Origin of the sequence: Mycobacterium marseillense, from assembly GCF_010731675.1 — a bacterium.
In the GTDB taxonomy this organism is placed as follows: Bacteria; Actinomycetota; Actinomycetes; order Mycobacteriales; family Mycobacteriaceae; genus Mycobacterium; species Mycobacterium marseillense.
Map to the genome: position 1 here is coordinate 749,088 of NZ_AP022584.1, position 25,718 is coordinate 774,805.

Annotated in this window: 26 protein-coding genes; 13 read left to right on the forward strand and 13 right to left on the reverse strand. The window is 67.2% G+C overall.

The genetic code is table 11. The features are described from left to right. The first annotated feature begins 5 nt into the window (after positions 1-5). Positions 6-2,615, forward strand: a complete 2,610-nt coding sequence (locus tag G6N26_RS03275; protein WP_083017080.1) for a sugar epimerase family protein — start codon at positions 6-8, stop codon at positions 2,613-2,615. On the opposite strand, the gene G6N26_RS03280 is transcribed toward G6N26_RS03275, so the two are convergent. The 10 genes from G6N26_RS03280 to G6N26_RS03320 all read right to left on the reverse strand — a co-directional run bounded on the left by G6N26_RS03280 (position 2,612) and on the right by G6N26_RS03320 (position 11,054). Beyond that, on the reverse strand, positions 2,612-3,838 hold the full coding sequence (locus G6N26_RS03280; protein ID WP_083017082.1) for a cytochrome P450: 1,227 nt from the start codon (positions 3,836-3,838) through the stop codon (positions 2,612-2,614). The genes G6N26_RS03275 and G6N26_RS03280 overlap by 4 nt on opposite strands. Positions 3,839-3,854: 16 nt before the next feature. Beyond that, entirely contained in the window at positions 3,855-5,036 is a 1,182-nt protein-coding gene (locus tag G6N26_RS03285; RefSeq protein ID WP_083017084.1) for a cytochrome P450, read from the reverse strand. An 11-nt stretch (positions 5,037-5,047) separates the two neighbouring features. Next, positions 5,048-5,470: a VOC family protein gene (locus G6N26_RS03290; protein WP_083017086.1), complete on the reverse strand. Its 423-nt coding sequence runs from the start codon at positions 5,468-5,470 to the stop codon at positions 5,048-5,050. Then, positions 5,467-6,516, reverse strand: coding sequence for an NAD(P)H-dependent amine dehydrogenase family protein (locus tag G6N26_RS03295; RefSeq protein ID WP_083017088.1), 1,050 nt, complete (start codon positions 6,514-6,516; stop codon positions 5,467-5,469). The genes G6N26_RS03290 and G6N26_RS03295 overlap by 4 nt, the downstream gene beginning before the upstream one ends. Positions 6,517-6,529: 13 nt before the next feature. Next, positions 6,530-6,961 carry a hypothetical protein gene (locus tag G6N26_RS03300; protein WP_064940975.1) on the reverse strand — a complete coding sequence of 144 codons (432 nt, stop codon included), beginning with the start codon at positions 6,959-6,961 and terminating at the stop codon, positions 6,530-6,532. A gap of 12 nt (positions 6,962-6,973) precedes the next feature. Further along, on the reverse strand, positions 6,974-7,699 hold the full coding sequence (locus tag G6N26_RS03305) for a hypothetical protein (RefSeq protein WP_067169939.1): 726 nt from the start codon (positions 7,697-7,699) through the stop codon (positions 6,974-6,976). Further along, positions 7,696-7,824, reverse strand: coding sequence for a hypothetical protein (locus G6N26_RS26320; protein ID WP_007770904.1), 129 nt, complete (start codon positions 7,822-7,824; stop codon positions 7,696-7,698). The genes G6N26_RS03305 and G6N26_RS26320 overlap by 4 nt, the downstream gene beginning before the upstream one ends. A gap of 17 nt (positions 7,825-7,841) precedes the next feature. Continuing rightward, on the reverse strand, positions 7,842-8,636 hold the full coding sequence (locus tag G6N26_RS03310; protein ID WP_083017090.1) for a CbbQ/NirQ/NorQ/GpvN family protein: 795 nt from the start codon (positions 8,634-8,636) through the stop codon (positions 7,842-7,844). A 24-nt stretch (positions 8,637-8,660) separates the two neighbouring features. Continuing rightward, positions 8,661-10,187 carry a nitric oxide reductase activation protein NorD gene (locus tag G6N26_RS03315; protein ID WP_083017092.1) on the reverse strand — a complete coding sequence of 509 codons (1,527 nt, stop codon included), beginning with the start codon at positions 10,185-10,187 and terminating at the stop codon, positions 8,661-8,663. A gap of 219 nt (positions 10,188-10,406) precedes the next feature. Continuing rightward, a complete protein-coding gene (locus G6N26_RS03320; protein ID WP_095532428.1) occupies positions 10,407-11,054 on the reverse strand; it encodes a hypothetical protein in 648 nt (215 codons plus the stop codon). A 390-nt stretch (positions 11,055-11,444) separates the two neighbouring features. On the opposite strand from G6N26_RS03320, the gene G6N26_RS03325 reads away from it, so the two are divergent. Next, positions 11,445-12,548: an NAD(P)H-dependent amine dehydrogenase family protein gene (locus tag G6N26_RS03325; RefSeq protein ID WP_083017094.1), complete on the forward strand. Its 1,104-nt coding sequence runs from the start codon at positions 11,445-11,447 to the stop codon at positions 12,546-12,548. 7 nt (positions 12,549-12,555) lie between these two features. On the opposite strand, the gene G6N26_RS03330 is transcribed toward G6N26_RS03325, so the two are convergent. After that, a complete protein-coding gene (locus G6N26_RS03330; protein ID WP_067169924.1) occupies positions 12,556-13,155 on the reverse strand; it encodes a TetR/AcrR family transcriptional regulator in 600 nt (199 codons plus the stop codon). 209 nt (positions 13,156-13,364) lie between these two features. On the opposite strand from G6N26_RS03330, the gene G6N26_RS03335 reads away from it, so the two are divergent. From G6N26_RS03335 to G6N26_RS03350, 4 genes are all read left to right on the forward strand, one after another. Next, the gene (locus G6N26_RS03335) at positions 13,365-14,153 is read left to right on the forward strand and encodes an SDR family NAD(P)-dependent oxidoreductase (RefSeq protein WP_067169996.1); all 789 of its coding nucleotides are present in this window, start codon (positions 13,365-13,367) and stop codon (positions 14,151-14,153) included. Between the two features lie 62 nt (positions 14,154-14,215). Then, positions 14,216-15,298 (forward strand): NAD(P)H-dependent amine dehydrogenase family protein, encoded by a 1,083-nt coding sequence (locus G6N26_RS03340; protein WP_083017096.1) that lies wholly within the window; start codon positions 14,216-14,218, stop codon positions 15,296-15,298. 67 nt (positions 15,299-15,365) lie between these two features. Further along, positions 15,366-16,118: a mycofactocin-coupled SDR family oxidoreductase gene (locus tag G6N26_RS03345; protein ID WP_232067527.1), complete on the forward strand. Its 753-nt coding sequence runs from the start codon at positions 15,366-15,368 to the stop codon at positions 16,116-16,118. Positions 16,119-16,262: 144 nt separating this feature from the next. Further along, the gene (locus G6N26_RS03350) at positions 16,263-16,883 is read left to right on the forward strand and encodes a hypothetical protein (protein ID WP_083017099.1); all 621 of its coding nucleotides are present in this window, start codon (positions 16,263-16,265) and stop codon (positions 16,881-16,883) included. 12 nt (positions 16,884-16,895) lie between these two features. Here the strand turns inward: G6N26_RS03350 and G6N26_RS03355 are convergent, their stop codons facing one another. Continuing rightward, complete coding sequence (locus tag G6N26_RS03355) at positions 16,896-17,525, reverse strand: TetR/AcrR family transcriptional regulator (RefSeq protein WP_067169911.1); 630 nt, start codon at positions 17,523-17,525, stop codon at positions 16,896-16,898. Positions 17,526-17,617: 92 nt separating this feature from the next. On the opposite strand from G6N26_RS03355, the gene G6N26_RS03360 reads away from it, so the two are divergent. Continuing rightward, positions 17,618-18,841 (forward strand): cytochrome P450, encoded by a 1,224-nt coding sequence (locus G6N26_RS03360; RefSeq protein ID WP_169925514.1) that lies wholly within the window; start codon positions 17,618-17,620, stop codon positions 18,839-18,841. Then, entirely contained in the window at positions 18,841-19,824 is a 984-nt protein-coding gene (locus tag G6N26_RS03365) for an SDR family NAD(P)-dependent oxidoreductase (protein WP_225323291.1), read from the forward strand. Before G6N26_RS03360 ends, G6N26_RS03365 begins: the two co-directional genes overlap by 1 nt. On the opposite strand, the gene G6N26_RS03370 is transcribed toward G6N26_RS03365, so the two are convergent. Beyond that, positions 19,814-20,494 carry a hypothetical protein gene (locus tag G6N26_RS03370; protein ID WP_179960283.1) on the reverse strand — a complete coding sequence of 227 codons (681 nt, stop codon included), beginning with the start codon at positions 20,492-20,494 and terminating at the stop codon, positions 19,814-19,816. The two genes, G6N26_RS03365 and G6N26_RS03370, sit on opposite strands and share 11 nt — an antisense overlap. 79 nt (positions 20,495-20,573) lie before the next feature. Here G6N26_RS03370 and G6N26_RS03375 point away from each other — a divergent pair, with 79 nt between their 5' ends. From G6N26_RS03375 to G6N26_RS03395, 5 genes are all read left to right on the forward strand, one after another. After that, positions 20,574-22,091, forward strand: coding sequence for a carboxylesterase/lipase family protein (locus G6N26_RS03375; RefSeq protein WP_067169904.1), 1,518 nt, complete (start codon positions 20,574-20,576; stop codon positions 22,089-22,091). Positions 22,092-22,109: 18 nt separating this feature from the next. Then, positions 22,110-24,122 (forward strand): DUF7064 domain-containing protein, encoded by a 2,013-nt coding sequence (locus tag G6N26_RS03380; RefSeq protein ID WP_083017105.1) that lies wholly within the window; start codon positions 22,110-22,112, stop codon positions 24,120-24,122. After that, the gene (locus G6N26_RS03385; protein WP_067169898.1) at positions 24,119-24,613 is read left to right on the forward strand and encodes a gluconokinase; all 495 of its coding nucleotides are present in this window, start codon (positions 24,119-24,121) and stop codon (positions 24,611-24,613) included. Before G6N26_RS03380 ends, G6N26_RS03385 begins: the two co-directional genes overlap by 4 nt. Positions 24,614-24,682: 69 nt before the next feature. Further along, complete coding sequence (locus G6N26_RS03390; protein WP_067169894.1) at positions 24,683-25,072, forward strand: TA system antitoxin ParD family protein; 390 nt, start codon at positions 24,683-24,685, stop codon at positions 25,070-25,072. 24 nt (positions 25,073-25,096) lie between these two features. Then, positions 25,097-25,675: an AAA family ATPase gene (locus tag G6N26_RS03395; protein WP_067169891.1), complete on the forward strand. Its 579-nt coding sequence runs from the start codon at positions 25,097-25,099 to the stop codon at positions 25,673-25,675. Positions 25,676-25,718: the final 43 nt, after the last annotated feature.

Here is a 25,718-nt window from a genome sequence, read left to right on the forward strand (position 1 = left end):
ACTCAGTGAGAATTGCTGTCACCGGGGCCAGCGGAGTGCTCGGCCGCGGCCTGGCCATGCGGCTGCTCACCCAGGGCCACGATGTCGTCGGGATCGCCCGCCACCGCCCCGAAAGCTGGCCGAGCGCAGCCGACTTCGTCGGCGCCGATATCCGTGACGCGGCCGCGGTCAAACGCGCCCTGGCCGGTGCGGATGTGGTCGCGCACTGCGCGTGGGCGAACAGTCCCGGGCCCGACGAACGCATCAGCCACCAGGTCAACATCGACGGCAGCCGCAACGTGCTCGACGCCATGGCCGAGGCCGGGTCCAGGCGAATCGTTTTCGCGTCGACCGCGCACGTGTACGGGGGGAGCGGCGCGCCGAAGACCGAACACGACGCCTTGACCCCGGTCAGTGCCGACGGTCAATTCAACGCGCGGGTCGAACGCATGCTTGCGGAATCGGGCACGGAATGGATCGCAATCCGCTCCGCGCTGATCCTCGGCCGAAGCGTCGACAACTGGGCGCGCCGGGTGTTGGCACTACCGGTGTTCCCCGCCCGATCAAGCGATCGCCGCATACAGGTCGTCCACCTCGACGACGCGCTTCGGCTGTTCAACTGCGCGATCGTGGACGATGGAATCGACAGCGGCGCAGTCAATCTCGCTGCTCCCGGGGAGGTGACCATCCGGCGGATCGCCGCCGCGCTGCGCCGCCCGGTCGTGCGGCTGGGCTTCGAGCCGGCGGAATTGCAACGGGCACAGGGTGCTCCACTCATGGACCTCTCGCGGCTCCGCGACAAGTGGGGATTCCGGCCCGCATGGGAATCCGGCGAATGTATCGACGATTTCGCGCTGGCCGTGCGCGGCCGGGTCACCGTGGGCAAGCGGGTGATATCGCTGCCCTGGCGGTTGGCCAACATCCAGGACCTACCGTCGGTCGACGCACCTAGCGACGACGGCGTCAAACCCAATTTGGCGGGCGCAGCGGGGGATAACGGGGAATTCGATACACCGATCGACCCCCGCTTTCCCACGTTCCTGGCCACGAACCTGTCGGAGGCGCTGCCCGGCCCGTTCTCGCCGGCATCGGCGTCGGCGACGGTCCGGGGACTGCGGGCCAGCGCTGTATGCGTTGCCGAGCGATTGCGGCCCGGGGGCACGATCCAGCGCGAAATCGCGATGCGCATGGTCGCGGTGTTCGCCCACCGCCTGTACGGCGCGATTACGACCGCGCACTTCATGGCCGAGACGGTGCCTTTCGTGAAGCCCACGACGGTGGTGAGCAACAGCGGATTCTTCGGCCCCAGCATGGCCGCTCTGCCGATCTTCGGCGAGGAACATCCGCATTCCGACACCGGCCGAATCCGCAAGCAACTGCGCACCGTCCGCAACATCGGGGTATTCGGCGTCAACCTGATCGGCCTGTCGGCCGGTGCGGCCATGGACACCCGCGAGTTCGTTGCCGACGTCGATCGTCTCGAGCGCTTGACCGACGGCGATCTCGCCGGAATCGACGAGCGTCGGCTGCTGAGCCTGATCTCGTTGGCGCGGGACCAGGTGGTGCACGGCTGGGTGCTGGCGGCGGGTTCGTTCCTGCTGTGCGCGGCGTTCAACGTGTTGCTGCGCGGGTTGTGCGGGCGGGACATCGCCGCGCCCGGCGGGCCGGAATTGGTCAGCGCGCGTTCGGTCGAGGCGATGCAGCGGTTGGTGGTTGCCGCGCAGCGCGATCCCAAAGTGGCAGCGCTGCTGACAGAACCGGGGGACCGGCTGGACAAGCTCGCCGTCGAGGCACCGGAATTCCACGCCGCGCTGTTCGACGAGCTGGCACTGATCGGGCACCGTGGCCCGGCCGAGCTCGAGATGCTGTCCACCAGCTACGCCGACGACCCCGAGCTGCTGGTCCGGATGGTGACCAGAGCGATGAGCGCACCGTCCGCGTCGCAGCCGCAGCGTCCTCAGATTCCGTTGCATGCCAAGCCAATTGCGGTGCTGGCCACCCAGCAGCTGCGCGACCGTGAGGTCCGCCGCGACAAGGTGGTGCGCGCGAACTGGGTGCTGCGCACGCTGCTGCGCGAGTACGGGCGCCGGGCGGTCGAGGCCGGGGTCTTCGCTGCCGGCGATGACGTGTTCTACCTGCTCGTCGACGAACTGGATGCCTTACCGGCGGATGTGGGCGCGCTGGTGGCCCTGCGCCGGGCCGAACAACGCCGACTGGCCGCGGTGGCGCCGCCGACGGTCTTCAGCGGAAGTTGGCAGCCGACCGTTACCTCGTCGGCGGCCCTGGCCAGCGGGGGCACCATGCGCGGTGTCGGCGTGTGCGGGGGACGGGTGCGCGGCCGGGTGCGCATCGTGCGTCCCGAGACGATTGACGACCTGCAGCCCGGTGAGATCCTCGTCGCCGAGGTCACCGACGTCGGATACACGGCGGCGTTCTGCTACGCCGCCGCAGTCGTGACCGAACTGGGCGGCCCGATGTCCCACGCCGCGGTGGTGGCCCGCGAATTCGGCTTCCCCTGTGTCGTCGACGTTCAGGGGGCGACCAAGTCGTTGCCGCCGGGTGCCCTGGTCGAGGTCGATGGCGCGACGGGCGAAATCCACGTTCTGGAGCTCGCCCCGGACGACGCGCTGAGCTAGTCGAACTCCATCTCCAGATTGACCGGCCCGCTCAGCCCCAGCATCGGTTTCCACTGTGCCGTCGCCACGCGGCGCGGGTTGGTCATGCGCCGGGCCAGGACTTTGAGCGCCCCGGCGAGTTCGGTTCGGGCGAGGTTCGCGCCCAGGCAATAGTGCGCTCCGCCACCGAACGTCAGAATGGGCGGTGGGTCCTCGCGGGTGATGTCGAACCGGCTCGGGTCGGGATAGACCCCCGGATCGCAGTTGGCGGCAAAGGTATTCACCGAAATGAAGGTACCGGCCGGGAAGGTGTAATCGGCGAAGGTGACGTCGTCGAGAACGGTGCGCAGGGTGGTACAGACCGCGGGCGAATGGCGCATGCATTCCTCGACGGACGGCATCGCGAGGTCGGGGTTGTCGCGGAGCATCGCCACCTGGTCGGGGTGATCGCACAGCGCGTGCATGCACGCGGCCAGCTGATTGCGGGTGGTGTCGGTGCCGGCGCTGAGGATGCTGAACGCCAGCATGCGCATCTCCGCGTTGCTCAGCCGGTCGCCGTCGTCCTGCGCGCGGATCAGTTCGGAGATCAAGTCGTCGGTCAACCGGCTCCGTCGTTCGGCGATCATGTCGTCGATGTAGGCGTCGAATTCGTCCCACGCCCGCATCACGATGTGCTGCTCGTTCGCCAGGTCGGAGTCGAACCGCACGATTTTGAAAATGTCCTCCGCCCAAAGGGAAAACTGCTCCCAGTCCTCGGGTGGGGCGCCCAACAACGCGCAGATGATCGGGATGGGGTAGGGCCGTGCGATGTCGGTGACGAAATCGCAGCGGCCGGCCTCGGCGACCTGATCGATCAGCTCGTTGATCACCGTGTCGACGGTGTCTTCCATGCGCGCGGACGCCCGCGGCGTGAAGGCCTTGGACACCAGACCGCGCAGCCGCCGATGTTCCTCGCCTTCCATGCCGAGGATGGTGCCCAGCACCCGGTCATAGAGCGGGCCGGAGGTGATCCCGCGAGCCGTCATGTGCATGCCGGGCGGGAAGACGAACCGGGGATCGCGAAGTATCCCTCGGGCGAGTTCGTAGCCGAGCACCTCGGGTCCCAACGGCCCGAGGGCGATCGGAGAACGCTTGCGCGCCTCGTGGATCTGGGGGGCGACCTGGTGCACGGTGTCGGTGATGTCGTAGTGCAGCGTGGGGAGGCCGGCGTCGAAGACGCTGGGTGCTGCGGTGTCGACGGTCATGGTGTCTCCTTGTCGGTCATGACCTGTCCGGGGCGAGAATCCGCAGCGGTAAACGCGGCAGGGTGCAGGTCGGGGACGGCCACGTGATCTCGGGCCGGTGGCCGGGCGACAGCTCGAAATAGGGGATCCGTCTCAACCACTCGGTCACGACGACGTTCATCTCCATGCGGGCCAGGTGCGAACCCACGCAGCGGTGCGGACCGCCACCGAAGCCCCAGTGCTTGTGCACCTTGCCGTCCATCACTAGGTCGTCACCGCATATCGCATCGCCACCGTCCCGGTTGATGGCGCCGAGGCACAGCCGCACCCGGGACCCGGCGGGCAGCGTAATGCCGGCGACTGTGACCTCTTCGGTTGTCACCCGTGGAACGACCGGAGCCGAGGACTCCAGCCGGACGATCTCCTCGACGAAAACGCGTATCTGGTCCGGCGTTTCGCGTAGCGTGGCGCGTAGCTCCGGACGCCGTGCCAATTCGAGCATCGCGGCGCCGATGGCCGAGGTGACGGTGTCCAGGCCGGCGAGGACGAAGAAGAAGGCCATTCCGAGGGCCTCGTCATCGGTGAGCGCGTCCTCGCCCACGAGCACCTGGGACAGGACGTCGTCACCCGGGTTTGCTCGATGCTCGGCCACGGCCTCGGTGAGGTAGGCGAACAGCTCGAGCGCCGGTGTCAGATCGGGGGTTTCGCCGGCGTCGTTGGGCAGGCTCAACTCGATGATGGCGTCTTTCCACCCGATCAGGCGTTCGCGGTCCTGCAGCGGCAGGCCGAACAGCGTCAGGAAGACCTGCGAGGGATAGGGAGTCGCGAGATCGGCCATCACCTCGCACTCGCCTTGTCCCGCAAGGGAGTCGATGATGTCGATCGCCTGCGCCTGTATCGACGGCAGGATCGCGGCGAGCGCATGGGGGCCGAAGAACGGGTGCAGGATGCGGCGAAACCGGGTGTGCTCCGGAGGGTCGAACGCGGCGGGCACCAGTGGAAGCGGACTCCCGACCACCTCGAACGCCTTCTTGGAGGAGAACACGTTCGGGTTGCGCAGCGCCGCGAGGACGTCCTCGCGACGGGTCAGCGCGTACCAGCCGTCGCTCAACACCACCGGGCCGGCGTCCCGCAGCGCCGCCCAGCCGACGCCGCGGTCGAGCGCCATCGGCAGATCGTCCAAATCGAGTCTGGGAATGTCGCGGGCGTCGGGAGCCATGCCGTCTCCTATCACGGAATATTGGTCGCCAGGAAGGTCAGTGGCAGGCCCAGGATCGACACGTCGTTTTCGTCGAGGAAGGTGCCCTCGCCCTCCATGCGTTGCCGGAAGCGCGTTGTCGCGCCGTAGCGTTCGGCGACGGCGTCGGCCGTGGCGGCTTCCGGGACTCCGATGACCACGGTGAACACGCCGTCGCCGTGGCGCTCGAGGAACTCGGTCACCGAGACGGCGACCTCCCCGGTCGATCCCGGGATCGGGCTGATCAGCTCGATGCCCCGATTCCAGTCGAGGTGGATGTCCAGGCCGAGCTCGGCCAGCTGCAGCGGCTCGAAGACGAACCCCAGATCGCTGAACATCTGGGTCACGGCCGCATGCCGGTCCGGTGCCACGGCGAACACGACGTGGTGGAGCGAGGGTTCTTGTGCTGTCGTCATGGTGCCAGGACTCCACGGGGAAGTAGCAGGGGCAGGTCGTTGTAGGTGACGATGCCAGGGGGTGCGGCGACAACGGCGGGTATCGCGGTGATCGCCGGCACGGCGGTGATCGTGAGGCCCAACATGATGTAGTCGTCCAGGGTCGTGCCCTCGAAGTCCGGCGGTGGCAGGAAACTCAGCGTGGTCTTGATCGTCGGCCGGCCCTGCACCTCGACGGTGTAGCCCATGTCCAGCGGCCAATCCGGTTCCAGCGCTTGTCCCTTGCGCCACTGCCCGCCGATTTCGATGACCTCTCGGCCGGCCACAATCCCTTTCCAGCGAACGTGGATGCCCGCGACGCAGCCCGTCGCGATGGTCCAGTCCCCGGGCAGGTGCAGATCCTCGGTGGTTTGGGCGTACTCGGCTTCGCAACGGACCTCGTCGAGCTCGACGCCGAGGGCGTCGGCGAGCAGCAACACGCCGTCGCGGAAGATGCCGGATCCTTTCGCGGTGACAGCCGGTAGGTCCGGATGTTCGATGGGATAGCCGAAGCCCATGGGGATTTCGGTCGCCGGCGAGTTGTAGATCGTGGTATCGAAGGACTCCAGCACCGACACCTTGTCCACCCGGTCCGAGAGCCCCGCCGACACGATGGTGAATAGTTGGATGAAGCCGGGGTTGATGCCGGTGCCGAAGATGCTCGACCCGCCCGCCTCGCAGGCCTGGGCGATGCGCTCGCGTCCCGCGCCGAGGAAGTGGCCGGTGATGAACTCGGCGGTGCCCACCACGTTGATGCCCGCCTCGAGGATGCGGGCCAGCTCGTCGACGTCGGCGAACATCGGGTTGTAGACCACGCAGTCCGGCTTGAGCGCGAGCAGGGCCTCGATGTCGTTGGTGGCCTTGACATTCAGCGGCTCGATACCGCACAGCTCGCCGACGTCACGCCCGGCCTTCTCCGGCGAGAAGGCATAGCATCCGACGAGCTCCAGCGTGGCGTTCGCGGCGATCGCCCGGACCGAACTCTTGCCGACGTTACCGGTCGTCCACTGGACGACCCGATAGGTCACCGGGCCGGCCCCGTCATGGATGCGTCGCCGCCTGCGCTTGGCGGGCGAGGCGTTCGTCGTGGATCTTGACGAGCTCGCGGAACCCCAGCCGGTGGTACTTCGGTATCGGCTGGATGCCCCAGACGTCCTGCGCGGTGGCCTTGCCCTCGGCGCCCTCCGGGGGCCCGAACGGCGGGTAGGGGTACTTGCACTCCAAGGTGTCGTTGGAGTACCGGATCTTCAGTAGCTCACTGCAGATCTGCGTGAGGCTCAGCGTCGGGTACCCGTAGTAGACCGCCATGAACGGCAACGTGAAGGCGCCCTCGATCACCAGCGCCACCAGGCACACCAACACGGCGCGCTTGATCCAGGTGTGCATGCGGGCGTAGTACGGCGTTGTCCCCGGCTCGAGATCGGCGGCCGGGTCCTTGTCTTCGGTGGCGGACGGTACGGACGGACTAGTCATGGCACTGCTCCTTTAGTCGGAGAAGATTTCGCGATTGACGGTGTGCAGATAGGGGATGGCCAGGAACGGGGTGATGTAGAAGATGTCGTAGAGCCACCAGCCGATGACTGGGAACACGACGCCGGCGTAGCGCACGTCGGCGAACATGGTCATGTTGAACACGTAGGCGGACCAGATCACCACGCCCATCCAGCAGGTGACGACCATCCACTGATGACCCCACCGCTTCATCTGTAAAAACCCGATCGCCGCGGCCACCCGCATCGAGAAGACCGTGAGGATCAGGCCCGCCACATAGGCTTTCTCGCCCGGGCCCGCCGCGCCCCCGATCCACAGCTCGTTGTAATGCCAGAAGTAGCCGGCGTCGAACATGTTGCCCCACCCGACCATCAGCACCCTGTTGATCAACGTATGGTTGGCGACCAGGTCCAGCGCCCAGCCCAGACTGTTGAGCATCCCGTCGATCAGGACCAGGTAGCCGATGAGGGTCACGATCATGGGCCGGACCGACAGCCCGGCGCGCAGCGCCTGGCGCTGCAGCCATACCCCGCGCATGAAGATGGGGAAGCCGATCAGGCCGGGCGCCCACATGCCCATCAGGGCGGCGCCGACGATCATCCACTTGTCGGCGTGGCGCTGGGCCCGCCGGGATTCGTCGTGGTGATCCTCGAGGCTGAGCGACCCGTCGGCACGGTCCGGTCCGGCCCCCGAATTCCGTTTCAGCAGCGGTACATTCACAGATCCCACCACCCCCGCGCGAACGACATGTATAGCTGGACGCCGAACATCGCCAGCAGATAGCCGTAGATGAAGATCTGGAAGATGATCAGCGCCCTTTTGCGCTTCTCCTCCTGTCGGTCCATGCCGGTTGCTCCTTTCCCTAAGGCGAACTGTTCGAGGTGGCCAGGCTGGCTGCCGCGACTTCGCGCAGACCGTCGGTGACCGCGCCGTCGGTGCTCAGCGGCGCGAGTATGCACGCGTCGGCGGCGTCCATTTCGGTTGCGCCGGCCGCGATCAGCTGTGCGGCGGTGACCAGCACCCTGGTCGACGGCGGCTCGAAGTGGAAGGCGTCGTCGGCGGTGCGGATCGCCACCGCGCACCCCACCAACCGCGCGGCGGTGGCCAGGGGGATTCCGGATTCGGCGACGATCACGTCGGCCTCGCGGTCGGGCGGCAAATACCGCATCGCCAGCGTGACGAACCGTTGGCGGAACGAGGGTTTGAGTTCTTTCAGTGAGCTGCGATAGGCCGGGTTGTACGAACACACCAGCATGAACTCGTCGGGGGCCTTCACCACCTCGCCGGCGCGGTCGAGGTACAACGACCGGCGGTGATCGGTGAGCGAATGCAGGATCGCCAAGGAGTCGTGGCGAGCCTCGACGACCTCGTCGAGATAGCAGATCGCGCCGGCCTTGACGGCCCGGGTGAGCGGACCGTCGGTCCAGACGACATCGCCGCCGGTCACCATGAAGCGGCCGACCAGATCGGAGCTGGTGAGGTCGTCGTGGCAACTGATCGTCACCACCGGCCGCTGCAGCAGTGAGCCCATGTGCTCGACGAACCGGGTTTTGCCGCACCCGGTGGGACCGGTCAGCATCACCGGCAGACGCCGTAGGAAGGCCTGCTCGAACAGCTGAACTTCGTTGGCGTTGGCGAAATATGTGTCGGTGGTCATTATCTTCCCTCAGGTGGTCGGCGGTCAGGCTGCGACCAGTTCGCGATGGACATGGGCCAATACCCGGGGCAATTCCTCGATGCGCCGGATCCGTTGCGACCGGCGCGGCCCGAAAACCTCCGGAAGGGGGTCGACCCGGGTCGGGCCGACGCCCACGTAGTACATCGACACCCCAGCCTCGTTGGCCTCCTCGACGGCGTGCGCGGCATCGGCCCAGGCGTAGCGGCCTTCGTAGCCCTCATCGGAGATCAACCCGTCACCGATGACGATCAGCAGGCGGCGCTCGGAGGCCTGCGCCAGCAGGCGACTGGTCAAATGGCGCAGTGGCGCACCGAGTCTGGTGTAACCGCGGGTGGACAGGCCCAGCCCGCTCGGCGGCACGAACCGGCGGTCTTCGAAATCCCTCAGGCAACGCACTTCGACCCGGTGCCGGGTGTTGCCGGTGAACACGAAAACTCCATGGCGCTCACGCGCCAGCGTCATGGCACGCGAAAGTGCGTCGGCACAAGCCAATTCGAGCTGGAAGACGCGGCCGCCGTGCACCCCCAACGACGAGCTGCCGTCGAGCAGCACCGCGGTGGTGACGTCGCGGCTGCTGGGCAGCAGGTCGCGGAACACCCTCGGCTCCTTGGCCTCGCCGGTCGTCAGGTCGATGTAGTGGTTGACGTATTGGTCGACGTCGAGGTCGGAGCCGTCTTCGAGTCGATTGGTCATCGCACGGTGGGTGTGTTCTTCGAACCACTTGCGGACGTCGACGGCCACCGGCACGGGCGGGCGGAGGTGTCGGCCGTCGGCGTGTTCTATCACGGCGACGTGGTCGTGCATGAATCGCTGTGTCCACATGTTCCATTCGGGATAGGGGATCCCGGGCCGGTGCTGGGGTGTGACGTCGAGATCGTTGTCCTGCGGCCGGCTCGGCGGCGGCAGGTTCGGATTGCGAACGCCCCCATCACCGCCGACCGGAACCGAGTACGGCCGCGGAAGGCGCTTTTGCGTGGTGGTCCACGGCATCCGGCCAAAGCTGCGTCGTAGCTTGTCGGTCAATCCCTGCGGTGCCGTGTAGGCCGACGGCAAGGTGCCCAGTAGCGGAGGGACCGTCAATTCCTGGCCGGTGGCCGCCAATGCGATTGCCCGGTCGAGCATCTGGGTGCCGTCCATGTCAGCGGCCTCGGCGTGGACGTGGAGGAGTAGCCCTTGGACATCGGGGAGCAGGCCGGGCCACCGCGACGCGATCCACCCGAGGGCGACGCCACCTTCGACGAGCGCGAGCGCGCGCAGTTCACGGGCGGACAGCTCGCCCAGACGGTAGTCGGTGACGCGCTCCTTCGATGGCGAACATTGCAGGGCCACGCCGCACGTCAGGGTTCTGCGCGTCCACTCGGCGGCGGGGTAGGGGACGTGGACGAACGTGAGCGTCGCGTTCAGGCCGAAACCTCGGCGCTCACCGGTGATGAGCCGCACGCCTTCGCGGCGCTGCTCGCTCAGCGCGACCGCCGTCACCGCGCAACTGCGTTCCAGCGCCATGGCATGGCCGTCGGAATGCTCAGTCATCGGTCCAATCCCGCGCTCCCCGGACCCCGGCTCAGAACGTGCCGATGTTGGAGAACAGCCAGTACCAGAACCAGATGATCAGTCCGGTGCCGCCCCACGCGGCGACATAGCGAAGGATCTCCCACAGATAGCCCACGATGTGACCTCCTCGGTGACGTGGTCAGTTGATGCGTGCTGAGTTGTCGAGAACTCTCGCGAACCGAAGGCGCGTAGAGCATTTCAGTCGGAGAAGAGTTCGCGGTTGACGGTGTGCAGATAGGGGATGGCCAGGAACGGGGTGATGTAGAAGATGTCGTAGAGCCACCAGCCGACGACCGGCAGCACGACGCCGGCAAAGCGCACATCGGCGAACATGGTCATGTTGAACACGTAGGTAATCCAGATGACCACGCCCATCCAGCAGGTGATCACCATCCACTGGTGGCCCCACCGTTTCATCTGCAGAAAGCCGATGGCGGCGGCGATCCGCATGGTGAAAACGGTCAGGATCAGGCCGACCTCCAAGGCCTTTTCGCCGGGGCCCGCCGCGCCCCCGACCCACAGCTCGTTGTAGTGCCAGAAGTAGCCGGCATCGAACATGTTGCCCCAGCCGTTGAGTAGTACGCGGGCCAGAATGGTGTGGTTGGCCACCAGGTCGAGCGCCCACCCGACGGTGTTGATCGCGGCGTCGATGATCACGAGGTAACCGAGCAGCGTGACGAGCATCGGCCGCACCGAGAGGCCGTCACGCTGGGCGCGGCGCAGCAACCGCACGCCCCACAAGAACAGCGGCAGACCGAAGATGCCAAGGGCAGCGGTGCCGATCAGCAGGCTGCCGGAGATGAGCCATTTGTCGGCCCGGCGCTGCGCGAGCTGTGAGCGTTCCATGTGCTCGTCGATGGCCAGACCCGGCGGGGCGGAGCCCGGTGATCGCGTGGCTGCACCTATCCCCGAATCGCGCTGATGCAGCTTCGGCGAATTCACGAACCCTCCCCGCCATCGACACTGTTTGGATCGGCGAATGCACTATAACAGGCTGACTGCAGTCAGCAGAAGTCGGCGGTCGTGTCGAAAGTGCCCCACGCGGGGAGCTTCGTGCGGATTCCCGCAGATAATGCGCGCCACAGGGGGAATACTCGCCGTCCACGCCGCTCGGGCACGCCGGGCCGGCGGCGTGATTGCACTGACGGAAGTCAGCTGGACGTCGTTGACACACGCGTCGTCAGATGCCTACGCTCAGCGAGCGCTCAGGCGTTCTGGCCATGCAAAGGAGTAGCGATGACGCTCAAGCCGACGGCCGAGAAGAAGTATCGCGTAATCCAATGGGGCGTCGGCAATGTCGGGACGATAGCGCTGCGCCATTTCGTGCACAACCCGGCCTACGAACTGGTCGGAGTCCTGTGCAATCGTCCGGAAAAGGTCGGCAAGGACGCCGGTGAGCTCTGCGGCAAACCGCCGACCGGCGTGCGGGCCACCACTGACAAGGCTGCCATCGAGGCACTCGACGCCGACTGCGTGTTCTATGCGCCGTTGTGGTCCGACCCCGACGAGGTGTGCCGCTTACTGCGCGGCGGTAAGAATGTCGTCGCGTCGGGTGGGGCGTGGTGGTATCGGACCGAGCACAGTCAGGCGGACATCGACAAGATCGACGCCGCGTGCCACGAGGGTGGCACGTCGTTTCATGCCGGTGGGGTGAACCCGGGGTTCGCCGGGGACCTGCTCGTCCTGACGCTGGCCCGAATCGTCAGTCAGATCGACACGATTCACATCTACGAGGTGGTGAACTTCGGGCGCGACACCCTGAAGTACCTGTTCGAGATGGGAATGGGAAGCGATCCGGTCGGGTTTGAGGATGGCCCGAATCTGTTGGGGCAGGCGTGGCCGTTGTTCGCCCAGTCGATGGCAATGGTCGTGGAGGGGATGGGTAAAACGGTCGAGAAGTACACGACCGAGGTGGAACTCGGGACTGCCACGCGCGACATCCCCTTCGAGGGAGGGGAGACCAGCGACATGCCGGGCTTCAAGGGTGTGATCAAAAAGGGAACTGTCGCTCGGCAGCACCACAAGTGGACGGCATGGATGGACGGCAGGCCCCTCATCGTCTTTCACGAGATCTACACGATGGACACCTTCGACGCCATTGAACCGCAGGAGGATTGGCCCCAGCATTACCACTACCGGATCGTGATCGAGGGCGATTCCTCCACGGAGCTGATCCTGCAGGGCGCACAGGACCCCGACGGCGGCTACGCGCTGCCCGGATACACCTGGACCGCGATGGGCCCCGCGAACGCCATTCCCGCGGTCTGCGACGCCCCACCCGGGTTCATGTCCCACCGGGAACTCGGACTGATGCCGCTGCGCGGCGTCATACGGCCCTAGTGGCCCGTCAGAGTTTCAAACTACGCAGCGTCCTCGCGACGTAGTCCTCCAGCAGGGTGTGTCCGGTCGGCCAGTGGTTGGTGGTGATCAACAGCGCGTAAAGACCCAGCAGGAAGAACACGGCGCTGTTCATGGGATTGACGTGCGGATCCGTCTCACCGCGCTCCTGCGCCTGCGCGATTTCCTGGGCGACCAAGACGATCAACGGGTGATCCCTGCCGTCCTCGGCCTGCGGGCGGGTCTGGGAGAAGTGCAGCGCGAGAAAGTCATTGAAGAGCCGATCGCCCAGCCGCCGTTCCAGCCCGACCACCAGGCGGACCGCCTCATTCAATGCGGAAGAGAGGTCGTGCCTGGACTTCAAGAATTGGGCGAACTGCTTGGCGATGCGATCCTCTTCTCGGCGCTCGAGCTCCAGCAGGACATGCTCCTTGGTGGGGAAGTGGAAGAAGAAGGTCCCGTGCGCGACCCCCGCGGCGGCCACGATCGCACCGACGTCCGCCTCGGCCATGCCGGCGCGGGCGAACTCCGCGATCGCGGCGCCCATCAAACGCTCCCTCGTCTGCAGGCGCTTTGCTTCTCGTGCCGACAGCCGGTCCGTCACAGCCATGTGCTTCCTCACAGTTGACCCGACTCGTACGAGAGTTCCGGGGCTCAACGGCCCATTATGCCGCGTGTGGGCCAGAAACGCTTGCACAACTTGATCATTCTCGGACAATCGGCGGCCATGCGGACGGCGATCCTGCAGATTCATTGACTTTAGTCAGCAAGCTTCATAGATTGAACGGCGCACCCCACGCGCGATCGAAGGAGCTCGGGATGGCGTTGGAACAGTTCCAGCTGGATGGGCAGGTCGCGATCGTCACGGGCGCCGGGAAGGGCGTCGGGGCGGGCATCGCCCGGGTGTTGGCGGAGGCCGGTGCCACGGTGGTCGGGACCGCCCGCACCGAGGCGGATATCGTTGGCACGATTGAAAGTATCGAGGCCGCGGGCGGCAAAGGCCTGGCGCTCGTCGCCGACGCGATGAGTCGTGCTGATTCAGAGCGCGTCGTCAGCACCGCGATGGAACGGTTCGGCCGCATCGACATTCTCGTCAACAATGTCGGCGGCTCCACCTACGCACGGTTCCTGGACATCACCGACGAAGACTTCCGGCACACCTTCGATTGGTGCGTGACATCCGCGTTCATCATGAGCCAACTCGTCGCCCCGCACATGCTCAGCGCCGGACGCGGATCCATCGTCAACATCTCGTCGGGTTCCGCAAGGTTCGGCATCCGCGCGTTGACCGCCTACTGCGTCGCCAAGGGCGGCCTCGAGGCGCTCACCCGCGCCATGGCGCAGGAACTCGCGCCGAAGATCCGCGTCAACGCCATTGCGCTGGGTTCGTTCGCCACCGACGGGCTGCGGGGCAGCCTGGACTTGATGCCCGGGTCGCTGGAGAAAATGCAGGAGGCCACCCCGCTGCACCGGCTGGGTGACGTCGAGGATCTCGGGCGGCTCACGGTGTACCTGAGCACGCAAGACTGCTACGCGACGAACGCGATCTTCCACGTCGACGGCGGCATCGACTCCAACAATTCGCCGTTGCCAATCCCCGATTACTGACCTGGGCCGCGAAGCAACGCGTCATGATGGGTCATCGCCCGCGGTCGGAAGGATGAGGGTCAGTGCGCAGAGTCATACAGTTCTCCACCGGAAATGTGGGCCGGCATTCGTTGCGGGCCATCATCGGCCGACCGGATCTGGAACTGGTCGGCGTGCACGCCGCCAGCGCGGACAAGATCGGCAAGGACGCGGCGCAGCTCTGCGGGCTGGACGAACCGACCGGCATCATCGCCACCGACGATATCGACGCGCTGCTCAACCTCGGTGCCGATTGCGTCGTCTACACCTCGCAGGGTGAGACGCGGCCCATGGAGGCCATCGAACAGATGGCCAACTTCCTCGCGGCGGGCATCAACGTCGTTGGCACGTCGATGGTTTGGCTGGTGACGCCCCGCCACGCCGACGACTGGTTGCGGGAACCGTTGGAGCGCGCCTGCGCGGCCGGCAATACCTCGCTGTACGTCAACGGCATCGATCCCGGCTTCTCCGGCGATACGCTGGTGCACTCGGCGGCCAGCCTGACCACGCGAATCTCGTCGGTCACCGTGCAGGAAATATTCGATTACGGAAACTACGACGACGCCGAGTTCACAGGTGCCGCAATGGGATTCGGGACTACGCCGGACGACGACTCGCCGATGATGTTTCTGCCCGGGGTGATCGTGGCGATGTGGGGCGGTCAGGTTCGCAGTCTGGCCGACCATCTCGACATCAAGCTCGACGACGTGCGCCAGCGCTGCGAACCCTGGTACACGCCTGAACGCATCGAATGCACGATGATGACGGTCGAGCCGGGGCAGATGGCCGCCGTCCGATTCGCTACCGAGGGCGTACGCGCCGGCAAGCCGGTCATCACCCTCGAGCACGTCACCAGGCTCACCCCGGCCGCGGCTCCCGACTGGGAATTCCCGCCCGAGGGCCACACCGGCGTGCACCGGGTCGTCGTCGAGGGTGAACCGCGGGTGGAGATCAACACCCACGTGTCCCACCCTCTCTACGATTCCACCGATGCGGGCTGCATCTCGACCGCCGGCCGGGCCGTCAACGCGATCGACTGGGTGTGCAGTGCGCCCACGGGGCTGGTCGGTGTCGAGGACATCCCGCTCTCGGCGACGATGCGCGGGCTGATGTGGAACGAGCAGTGAACTGACGACCTCAGCGCCAGGACGCGTTGCCGGTAAACGCATTCTGATCACCGGCGCCGCTCGCGGCATGGGGCGCGGCCATGCGCTGCGGCTGGCGCAGGAGGGTGCCGACCTCATCCTCGTCGACATCTGCCAATCCTTGCCCCAGATCGAGTATGCCTTGGCCACGGAGGATGACCTGGCCGAAACAGTAAGGCTGGTACGGGATCTCGGCCGTCGCTGTGTGAGTCGCGTCGTGGACGTCCGCGACGAGGTGCAACTGCGGTTCGCGGTCGACGACGGAGTCCGCGAGCTGGGAGGGCTGGACGGCGCGGTCGCCAACGCCGGTGTGTTGACGGTGGCGTCGTGGGACAAAACCACCGCCGAGCAGTGGCGAACCGTGGTCGACGTGAACCTGATCGGAGTGTGGAACACCTGCGCGGCCGCGATACCGCATCTGCTCGAACAGGGCGGAGGCAGCCTGGTCAACGTCAGTTCCGCGGGCGCGATCAAGGGTTTTCCGTTGCAGACGCCATACACGGCGGCCAAGCATGGCGTCGTCGGCTTGACGCTGGCCTTGGCGAACGAGCTGGCGGCACAGAACGTGCGTGTCAATACCGTGCTTCCCACCGGCGTCCCCACCGGGATGGTTCCGCCGTCGTTCGGGCCTCTCCTGGGCGAGCAGCGCTCCGATCTCATTCCGATCTTCGTCAATGCGATGCCCACGCCGGCTGTCGAACCCGCCGACGTCAGCAGCGCAGTGCTGTTCCTGCTGTCCGACGAGTCCAGATACGTCACGGGGCTCGAGTTCAAAGTCGACGCGGGCGTGACCATCAACTGAAGCGAAATTCCGCGTGCCGCCAAAACGGCCTATCGGAGGGACGTCCCGATGACGATTTGCCCGGCGGCCCACAAAGTTTGCGTGTTCATGCTGCGGGGGGTCGGGGTACGGGATACAAATAGCTGACCTCACAAAGGAGGGCTCATGACAAAAGTCCGGACTTCCGCGGTCGGTGTGGCGGCGACTGCGATGCTGCTCAGCGCCGCGATGGCGGGCTGCGGTGAGGACAAGAACTCGACGGCGTCATCGGGCTCGGCCTCGTCGTCGAGCGCGGCTGTGCCGTCGAGCGCTCCGTCCTCACCCGGGGCGCCGGCGAATTACAGCTCCCTGCTGATCAAGCCCGCCGATGTCGGCCCCCGTGCCACCGCCGACGGGCCGCCCAGCCAGAACCCGGGCGGCATCGTCGGCGTCGGCCAGATCTTCAAGAACCCCGATGGCAAGCGCACGATCATCGACACGATCGCGGTCTTTCCCGATGCGGGGACGGCCGACAAGACGGCGGCGAACATGCGGGACGTCGTGGGTAAGAAGGTCAGCGGCGAGCAGCAGCCCATCGACGTCGGCACCAACGGATTCATGGTGATCGGGCAGAGCACCGACCCGGCCAACCCGATGGAGATCTCCGAGGCGGTATTCGTCCAGGGCAAGGCGATGGTCGACCTGGAATTCGACTGTGTCATAGGCAATCCCACGCCGGCCGACGTCCTGCTCGATCTCGCTCGCAAACAGGATGCCGCGATCCAGGCCGGCCTGCCGGCTAGCTGAGCGGGCGTCGCGTCACAGCGGCCAGCCGTCCGGTTCCAGCGTGTAGCGCAGTTCGGCCGCCGGGGGCAATGGCCGTCGCTCGTCGACCGATATCGCGTCGACGACAAGAGCGACGTAGCGTCGCCACCCGTCGCTGTCCGAATCCATCGTCGACAGCACGCTGAAGAGCATCGCGACCAGGCGGGGCAGGTCGTCGCTGACCAGATCGGGGCGGATCCTGCCGAGCCGCTGTCCTTCGCGCGCGAGCTCGCCGAGCGCGGCGTTGAGCGACACCGAGATGTCCGACGTGAGGGACCCGGCCCGGCGCGCGGCGGCCAGCAGGCTGTGCTCGCGGGCGCCGAGCGAGATCGCCGCTTCGATCAGTTGGGTCAGGCCGTGCAGTGGGTCCTTGGCGCGGCGGGCGCCGTCGATCACCGGGGTGAGATCCTCGGCGATGCTTTGTTCGAGCGCCGCCAGCACGAGGTCCGCCTTGGTCGGGAACCTGCGGTAGAGGGTTCGTTCACCGACACCGGCCCGGCGTGCGACCGTTTCCATCGGGGCGTCGGGGCCCAACTCGCCATAGACCTCGCGCGCCGCGCGCAGGATGCGCTCGACGTTGCGCGCCGCGTCCGCCCGTAACGGCCGGTCTTCCACCGCGGTCATTGTGACAGCGTAACTGACAGTTGACTACCGACGACGGCCGCTTTACGCTCGACAACTGGCAGACAACTGACACTTAGTGGGAAATGCGGCTTATGTCAATATCTTTCGAGACGTCCGACTCGCGCTCGGACGCCGGGCTCCCTTCACTGCCCGTGCCGCGTCCGGCGCGGTGTCCGCTCGCGGCGCCGGCGGAGTTCGCGAGCTGGCGGCAGGAGCCCGGGTTACGACAGGCGATGTTCCACGGCAACCCGGTCTGGGTGGTGAGCCGCTACCAGGACATCAGGGCCGCGCTGGTCGATCCGCGCCTGTCCGCGAAGACCATTCCGGACTCGATCATGCCCACCGACGCCGACAACAAGATCCCGGTGATGTTCGCGCGCACCGACGACCCCGAGCATCACCGGATCCGGCGGATGATGACCAGCAATTTCACGTTCCGGCGTTGCGAATCGATGCGGCCGGAAATCCAGGAGATGGTCGACCACTTTCTCGACCAAATGATGGCCGTCGGCCCACCGGCGGACCTCGTTCGTGAATTCGCCTTGCCGGTGCCATCATTGGTGATCGCGCTGCTGCTGGGAGTGCCGCCCGAAGACCTCGAGCTCTTCCAACACAACACCACCGCGGGGCTCGACCAGAAGACGACCGACGCGGAAAAGGGCCAGGCCTTCGGGGCGATGTACGCCTATATACAGGAGTTGGTGCAACGCAAGGAACGCGAACCCGGCGACGATCTGATCAGCCGGCTGATCACCGACTACGTCGCGACGGGCCAACTCGATCACGCGACCACGGCGATGAACAGCGTGATCATGATGCAGGCGGGTCACGAGACCACCGCGAACATGATCGCGCTGGGAACGGTTGCGCTGCTGCAACATCCACGCGCCTTTGCACGACTTGGCCAGACCGACGATCCCGCGGTCGTCGCGAACATGGTCGAAGAACTGATGCGCTATCTGAGCATCGTGCATAGCCAGGTCGACCGCGTGGCGACCGAAGACCTGGTGATCGGCGGTCAACTGATCCGCGCCGGCGAATTCGTGATGATGAACCTGCCCGCCGGGAACTGGGACACCGAATTCGTCGAGAACCCAGAGAGTTTCGATATCGATCGCAACACCCGCGGGCACTTGGGCTTCGGCTACGGCGTGCACCAATGCATCGGGGCCAACTTGGCCCGCGTGGAGATGCAGGTCGCCTTCGCCACCCTCGCGCGGCGGCTGCCCGGACTGAAGCTGGCCGTTCCGCCGGAGGAGTTGCGCTTCAAGGAGGCCGACATCTACGGCATGAAAGAGCTTCCGGTCACCTGGTGATGGCGACCATGCCGCTGCGGTTCGATCACCAGGTGGCCGTGATCACGGGCGCCGCCGGGGGATTGGGCAGGGAGTACGCGCTGCTTCTCGCGTCGCGTGGGGCGCGCGTCGTGGTCAACGATACGGGCGGGTCGGTGACCGGGGACGGCTCGAACGCCGAGGCGGCGGGCGCCGTCGTAGAGGAGATCCGACGGTGCGGCGGTGAGGCGATCGCCGATGGCCACAGCGTCACGAATCCCGATGGTGCGCAAGCGATCATCGATACCGCCCTGCGCGCCTGGGGGCGCGTCGACATCGTGATCAACAATGCGGGAATCGTCGGTGACGCGCCATTCGAGGACATGACCGCCGAGCGGCTCGACCCGCTGGTGGACGTGCATCTCAAGGGCGCGTTCTACGTGACACGCCCCGCGTGGAAGGCCATGCGGGAGCAACGGTACGGTCGCGTGCTCAACACCTGCTCGGCCGCGGGAATCCTTGGCGCCGAACGCATGAGCAACTATGGCGCGGCGAAGACCGGATTGGTGGGCCTGACGCGTGTGCTCGCGGCCGAAGGGGCCGCGCACGGCATCAAGGTCAATGCCATTTCCCCGATCGCTTACACGCGGATGCTGACGCAATCGCTCGACGCGGCCACCGGCCAGCTGGCCGTCGACAATGATCCGGCATCCCAGGCGGTGCTGAATGATCTTGTCGGCCAGTATCTTCAGAAGCTGGATCCCGGACAGGTCGCGCCCGTGGCGGCGTTCCTCACCCACCGGGATTGCCCGGTTTCCGGTGAGATCTACACGGTGGGCGCGGGCCACGTCGCGCGGTTCTTCATCGGCAGGACAAGGGGTTTCTACCGGCCCGGCCTATCGGTCGAGGACGTGCGCGATCACCTCGACGAGATCCGCGACGAGGCCGGATACACCGTTCCGGGCGGTCCCGGCGACGAGATGAGCGAGCTCTTCGCGAGCATCATGGGCGGGCTCAGCAGCTGAACGCCGCGCCGACTCCGTCCGGCGGCGGCACCGACTTCAGGCAGCCGAAGGGCTGAATGCCGGCGGGCGCGAAGCGCGCCGCCGACTGATGCGCGTAGTTCACGCAATACAGGCCGGCCTGGTCGGCGCGGCACCGGTAGTCGCCGAACGACAGCGAGTCCCCGTTCGCCAGCTCCGGTCCGTTGCCGTTGACGAAGGGGCCGGGATCGGCCCGGGCGGCTCCCACCTGCAGGTGCACGCCGTCGAAGGTGACCCAACCGCCTTGCCATTCGCCATAGGCCGTTGCGGGTGCCGGCGCTGGAGCAGTCAGGTTCACCAGGCAATTCAGGGCGCCCCCGGTGTGTGGGGCGTCCGTCATGCAGGAGACTTTGCCGCCCGCACCCGAAAGCGCGACGTCGTCACCCAGCGGCGTGGCCACACCGTCGCGGGTGGCCGTGTGGTAGCGGCCCGGATCGGCGGGGTGGGCCGCCTCTATCCAGGCGATGACGTCGGAAACCGCGGCGCCGGCGGCCGGTGCCGCGGCCGCTGCGGGCGATGTGTTTCCCGACGGGCCCGTAGTGGGCCCGGCGGATGTCGGGGCGGCGCCGGGCGTCGACTCCGAGTGGCTGCCCGTGGTGTGTGAGCACCCGGCGACCAGTAACGACGCGGCGATCATCGCAGCTATCCGCATGCAGTCAGGCTAGCCGCCGCGCCGCGCAAATAACGCGCTGCGCGCGCGTTACGGCGGTCATGTCGGTTACCGTCGGGTTATGCATGACCGGACTGTCCGCGCACGCACGGCCACCGGCACCGTCGAGGGTTTCACCCGCGACGGGGTCCATCGGTGGCGCTCCATCCCGTATGCCCGTCCACCGGTGGGAGACCTGCGCTTCCGGGCGCCGCAGCCGGCGGCGTCGTGGTCGGGGGTGCGGCACTGCCATGGCTTCGCCAATTGCGCGCCGCAGGAGCGCCGTTACACCCTGCTCGGTTTGTCGGGCTTGGGCGGCCGCTATCAGCCGATGAGCGAGGACTGCCTCACCCTCAACGTCGTGGCACCCGAGGACGGCGCGGAGGGGCCGCTACCGGTGATGGTCTTCATCCACGGCGGCGGCTACTTCCTGGGCAGCTCGGCGACACCGCTCTACGACGGCGCGGCGCTGGCGCGCCGGGGATGCGTGTACGTGTCGGTGAATTACCGGCTCGGCGCGCTGGGATGCGTGGACTTCTCGTCGCTGTCGACGCCCGATATCACCATTGACAGCAACCTGTATCTGCGCGATCTGGTGCTCGCGCTGCAGTGGGTGCGCGACAACATCGCCGGATTCGGCGGTGACCCGGACAATGTGACGATCTTCGGCGAGAGCGCCGGCGCGTGCATCACCGCGTCCCTGCTGGCGGTGCCGTCCGCCAAAGGCCTGTTCGCCCGGGCGATTTCGGAAAGTCCCGCTTCGGGCCTGACGCGCTCGAAAGAGGTTGCCGCCGAGTTCGCTGATCGCTTCGCCGCCCTGCTGGGCGTGCGCAGGCAGGACGCTGCCGACGCGCTGATGCGGGTGTCCGCGGCCCAACTGGTGAAGACCCAGCACGCATTGATCGACGAGGGCATGCAGAACAGGCTGGGCGCCTTCCCGATTGGCCCGGTCGTCGGGGACGACATGCTGCCGACGGATCCCGTCGAGGCGATGCGGCGCGGTGACGCGCATCCGGTACCGCTGATCGTGGGCACCAACGCCGAAGAGGGTCGGCTGTTCACCCGGTTCCTCGCGATGTTGCCGACCAACGAATCGATGGTCGAAGAACTGCTGGCCGAAGCGGAACCCGCTATCCGCGAACGCATTACCGCCGCATACCCGGAATACCCTGAGCGGGCGGCGTGCATCCAACTCGGGGGTGACTTCGCATTCGGTTCGGCGGCCTGGCAGATCGCCGAAGCCCACGCCACGCACGCGCCGACCTACCTCTACCGGTATGACTACGCCCCGCGCACGCTGCGCTGGTCGGGTTTCGGCGCCACCCATGCCACCGAGTTGCTGGCGGTCTTCGATGTCTACCGCACCAGATTCGGGGCGCTGCTGACCGCGGCGGTGGACCGGCGGGCCGCGTTGCGGGTCAGCAACCAGGTGCAACGGCGGTGGCGCGCCTTCAGCCGCACCGGTGTCCCGGGCGAGGATTGGCCCCGTTACGACGCCGCCGACCGCGCCGTGATGGTGTTCGACCGCAAATCGCGGGTCGAGTTCGATCCACACCCGGATCGCCGGATGGCATGGGACGGCTTCTCACTCGCGCATTGACCTGGCACGCTAACCCTCATGCACGCCGAGACCGAGCAAGTCATCGAAACCCCGAGTGACCTCACCGCCTCCTGGTTGGCCGCGGTGATCGGCACCGGACCCATCGCCGATTTCTCGGTCGAGCGCATCGGCACCGGCCAGATGAGTGAGTGCTACCGCATCCGGCTCGACTACGCCGAGCCCGGCGGCGGGCCCGAGTCGGTGGTGCTCAAGGTCGCGGCCACCGACCCCGTGAGCCGGCAGACCGGGCTGGCGCTGGGACTCTACGAGCGGGAGGTCCGCTTCTACGGCGACATCGCGCCACGGCTGGGCGGGCCGATCGCGCCCTGCTACCACGCGGCGGTCGACGCCTCGACGGGCGTGTTCGACCTGTTGCTGGGCGACGCGGGCCCGGCCGTGACCGGCGATGAAATCGCCGGCGCCACAGCCGAACAGGCCCGCCTCGGTGCCGTCGAGTTGGGACGGCTGCATGGGCCGCTGCTCGGCGACGTCTCGCTGGCCGAAGCGCCGTGGCTCAACCGCGAGTCACCCCTGAACCAGGCCATGATCGCCCCGCTGTACGCGGGATTCGTCGACCGCTACGGCGACCAGATCGCGCCGGAGCACCGGGTGGTGTGCGAGCGGCTGGTGGCCACGTTCGACGGCTACCTCGCGCAAGAGGCCCAGGCCGCCGAACAGGGGCGCGTCCAGGGCCTGGTGCACGGCGACTACCGATTGGACAACATGTTGTTCGGCACCGCCGGTGCCGACCGCGCGCTGACGGTGGTCGACTGGCAAACCGTGTCGTGGGGCCCGGCGCTGACCGACCTGTCCTACTTCCTCGGGTGCGCGCTGCCCACCGAGGACCGTCGGGAGCACTACGACGCGCTGCTGCGGGCATACCACGAGGCGCTGGGCCCCGGCGCGCCCCTCAGCCTGGCCGACGTCGCCGACGGTGTGCGCCGGCAGAGCTTTTTCGGCGTGATGATGGCGATCGTCTCCTCGATGCTGGTGGAGCGCACCGACCGCGGCGACCAGATGTTCATGACGATGCTGCGCCGGCACTGCGATCACGTCCTGGACACGGACGCGCTGGCGACGCTGCCCGCCGCGGTGGCACCCGAGCCGTTGCAACCCTCGCCCGAGGACGAACTCGCCCACGATCCCACCGCCGAACCGTTGTGGAGCGAGAGCTGGTACGCCGACTTTGCCGACACCGCACAGGGATTGGGGGGCTGGTTTCGCCTCGGTCTGGTCGCCAACGAGCAGACCGCGTGGGTTCACGTGCTGCTGTGCGGCCCCGACATGCCGACCGTCGCCGTCGACGCGCAGGTTCGGCTGCCGGCGGACCCTTGGACGGTGCGCACCGACGAGTTCGAGCTCGGCCATTCCGCCGGCACGCCATTGCGGAGCTATCGCGTCGACGTGCGCGCGCGGGGTCAGGCGTACTCCGACCCGGCGGCGCTGTTGCGCGGGGAATCCGGCACGCCCGTCGACATGACCATGAACCTGGTGTGGGACACCGACGGCACCCCGTACAAGTACGGGCTGACGACGCGGTATGAGATTCCGTGCACCGTCTCGGGCACCGTCAGCATCGACGGGACCGATTACCGCCTCGACGCGGTGCCCGGCCAACGCGATCACTCCTGGGGAGTGCGCGATTGGTGGAGCATGGATTGGATTTGGAGCGCGCTGCACCTGGACGACGGCACCCATCTGCACGGCGTCAACATCCGCATTCCCGGCGCGCCCGCGTTCAGCATCGGCTATACCCAGGGCGCCGACGGCCGGGTCACCGAGCTGCAAGCCGTCGACTCGCGGGAGTCCTTCGCCGACAACGGCTTACCGTTGGACGCGACGGTCACGCTCAACCCGGGGGAGATCACCGCCACCGTGGACGTGCGCGGCCAGGCACCGGTTCGGCTCGTCGCCGCGGACGGGCGGGTCAGCCACTTCCCGCGCGTCTGGGCCACGATCACCACCGCCGACGGGCGCAACGGCGTCGGTTGGCTGGAATGGAACCGCAACCTCGGCGAACACACCGGGTGAGCGGATCGGCCCCCGTCGTGGTGATGGGCGTATCCGGATCGGGCAAGTCGACGGTCGGGGCGGCGCTCGCGCGACGTATGCGGGTTCCCTTCGTCGACGCCGACACCTTGCACCCGGCCGCCAACGTCGCCAAGATGGCGGCCGGCCACCCGCTCGACGACGACGACCGCCATCCCTGGCTGGACACGGTCGGCGAATGGCTCTCCGCTCACCGCGACGGCGGGGTGGCGAGTTGTTCGGCGCTGAAACGGACCTATCGCGACCAGTTGCGCGCGCACTGCCCGGGCGTCGAGTTCCTGCATCTGTCCGGTTCGGCGGACCTGATCGCCGACCGGATGGCGGCCCGGACCGACCACTTCATGCCGGCCGCGCTGCTGCGCTCGCAATTGGACACGCTGGAGGCCCTCGGCCCCGACGAGGCCGGCATGACCGTCGATGCCGGGCGCGACGTCGACGCGATCGTCGACGCCGTGCTGACGCAGCGCCGCTAGCAGGGCCAAATGCGTTCGTGTAGCATTTTGCTACAGAACGTAACCAGATGCTGCATCCAGGAGGAAGTCATGCCCGACGCTCCCGATCGCGTCACCCGGGTGGCGTCCGACCTGATGGACAGCGCGGCGGCCGAGGGCGCCCGCCAGAGCCGGTCGGCCAAGCAGCAACTCGACCACTGGGCGCGGGTCGGGCGGGCGGTGTCCAGCCAGCACACCGCCTCGCGGCGGCGGGTTGAGGCCGCGCTCGCCGGCCAGCTGCCGACCGGCGAACTGACCGTCGAGGAGGGCGTGGTGTTCAACGCCGAGATCTCCGCGGCCATCGAAGAAAGCCTGGCGCACACCAACTACGGGGCGACGCTGGCGGGGCAGGGAGTCACCACGGTCGCCCTCAACGACGACGGCGACATCGTCGAGCACCGGCCCGACGGCGCCGCCGTGGTGCTGGCGCGCGGACGCTGACCCGGCGTCCGTCGGCCCGGCCCGATGCAGCGACTTGACCTGGTGGTCGGGCCGAACGGTGCCGGCAAGTCGACCTTCATCGCGTTCACCCTGGCGCGACTGCTGCCCGGCAGCCTGGTGGTCAACGCCGACGAAATCGCTAGGCAGCGCTGGCCGGAGGAGCCGGCGGGGCACGCCTACGACGCCGCGCGAATCGCCGCCGAGACCCGCGCGAAGCTGATCGACCTGGGGCGGTCGCTCATCGCGGAGACCGTGTTCTCCCACCCGTCGAAGCTCGACCTCATCCACTCCGCCCGCCGCGCGGGCTTCAGCGTCATCGTGCACGCATTGCTCATCCCGGAAGACCTCGCCGTCGAACGTGTCCGGCACCGCGTGCGCGCCGGCGGCCATGACGTACCGGAAACCAAGGTCCGCGAGCGCCATCGCCGCTTATGGACACCGGTCACCGAGGCCGTCGCGCTGGCCGACATCGCCACCGTCTACGACAACAGCCGCCTGCGCGGGCCGCGCATCGTCGCCCGCCTCAGCGGCGGCATGACGGTCGGTCGCCCCGACTGGCCGGCGTGGACGCCAGGGACCCTGGGGTCACGCTGGACGGACTAGGTCTGATGGCCCGGCTCCCCACTCGCGCCGTTGCGGCGCTCGC

Bases quoted from the DNA above. Each gene is read 5' to 3' on its own strand.
- G6N26_RS03280 (WP_083017082.1), bottom strand. From the start codon at position 3,838: ATGACCGTCGACACCGCAGCACCCAGCGTCTTCGACGCCGGCCTCCCC.
- G6N26_RS03285 (WP_083017084.1), bottom strand. From the start codon at position 5,036: ATGGCTCCCGACGCCCGCGACATTCCCAGACTCGATTTGGACGATCTG.
- G6N26_RS03290 (WP_083017086.1), bottom strand. From the start codon at position 5,470: ATGACGACAGCACAAGAACCCTCGCTCCACCACGTCGTGTTCGCCGTG.
- G6N26_RS03300 (WP_064940975.1), bottom strand. From the start codon at position 6,961: ATGACTAGTCCGTCCGTACCGTCCGCCACCGAAGACAAGGACCCGGCC.
- G6N26_RS26320 (WP_007770904.1), bottom strand. From the start codon at position 7,824: ATGGACCGACAGGAGGAGAAGCGCAAAAGGGCGCTGATCATCTTCCAG.
- G6N26_RS03310 (WP_083017090.1), bottom strand. From the start codon at position 8,636: ATGACCACCGACACATATTTCGCCAACGCCAACGAAGTTCAGCTGTTC.
- G6N26_RS03315 (WP_083017092.1), bottom strand. From the start codon at position 10,187: ATGACTGAGCATTCCGACGGCCATGCCATGGCGCTGGAACGCAGTTGC.
- G6N26_RS03320 (WP_095532428.1), bottom strand. From the start codon at position 11,054: ATGGAACGCTCACAGCTCGCGCAGCGCCGGGCCGACAAATGGCTCATC.
- G6N26_RS03325 (WP_083017094.1), top strand. From the start codon at position 11,445: ATGACGCTCAAGCCGACGGCCGAGAAGAAGTATCGCGTAATCCAATGG.
- G6N26_RS03330 (WP_067169924.1), bottom strand. From the start codon at position 13,155: ATGGCTGTGACGGACCGGCTGTCGGCACGAGAAGCAAAGCGCCTGCAG.
- G6N26_RS03335 (WP_067169996.1), top strand. From the start codon at position 13,365: ATGGCGTTGGAACAGTTCCAGCTGGATGGGCAGGTCGCGATCGTCACG.
- G6N26_RS03345 (WP_232067527.1), top strand. From the start codon at position 15,366: ATGGGGCGCGGCCATGCGCTGCGGCTGGCGCAGGAGGGTGCCGACCTC.
- G6N26_RS03350 (WP_083017099.1), top strand. From the start codon at position 16,263: ATGACAAAAGTCCGGACTTCCGCGGTCGGTGTGGCGGCGACTGCGATG.
- G6N26_RS03355 (WP_067169911.1), bottom strand. From the start codon at position 17,525: ATGACCGCGGTGGAAGACCGGCCGTTACGGGCGGACGCGGCGCGCAAC.
- G6N26_RS03360 (WP_169925514.1), top strand. From the start codon at position 17,618: ATGTCAATATCTTTCGAGACGTCCGACTCGCGCTCGGACGCCGGGCTC.
- G6N26_RS03365 (WP_225323291.1), top strand. From the start codon at position 18,841: ATGGCGACCATGCCGCTGCGGTTCGATCACCAGGTGGCCGTGATCACG.
- G6N26_RS03370 (WP_179960283.1), bottom strand. From the start codon at position 20,494: ATGCGGATAGCTGCGATGATCGCCGCGTCGTTACTGGTCGCCGGGTGC.
- G6N26_RS03375 (WP_067169904.1), top strand. From the start codon at position 20,574: ATGCATGACCGGACTGTCCGCGCACGCACGGCCACCGGCACCGTCGAG.
- G6N26_RS03380 (WP_083017105.1), top strand. From the start codon at position 22,110: ATGCACGCCGAGACCGAGCAAGTCATCGAAACCCCGAGTGACCTCACC.
- G6N26_RS03390 (WP_067169894.1), top strand. From the start codon at position 24,683: ATGCCCGACGCTCCCGATCGCGTCACCCGGGTGGCGTCCGACCTGATG.
- G6N26_RS03395 (WP_067169891.1), top strand. From the start codon at position 25,097: ATGCAGCGACTTGACCTGGTGGTCGGGCCGAACGGTGCCGGCAAGTCG.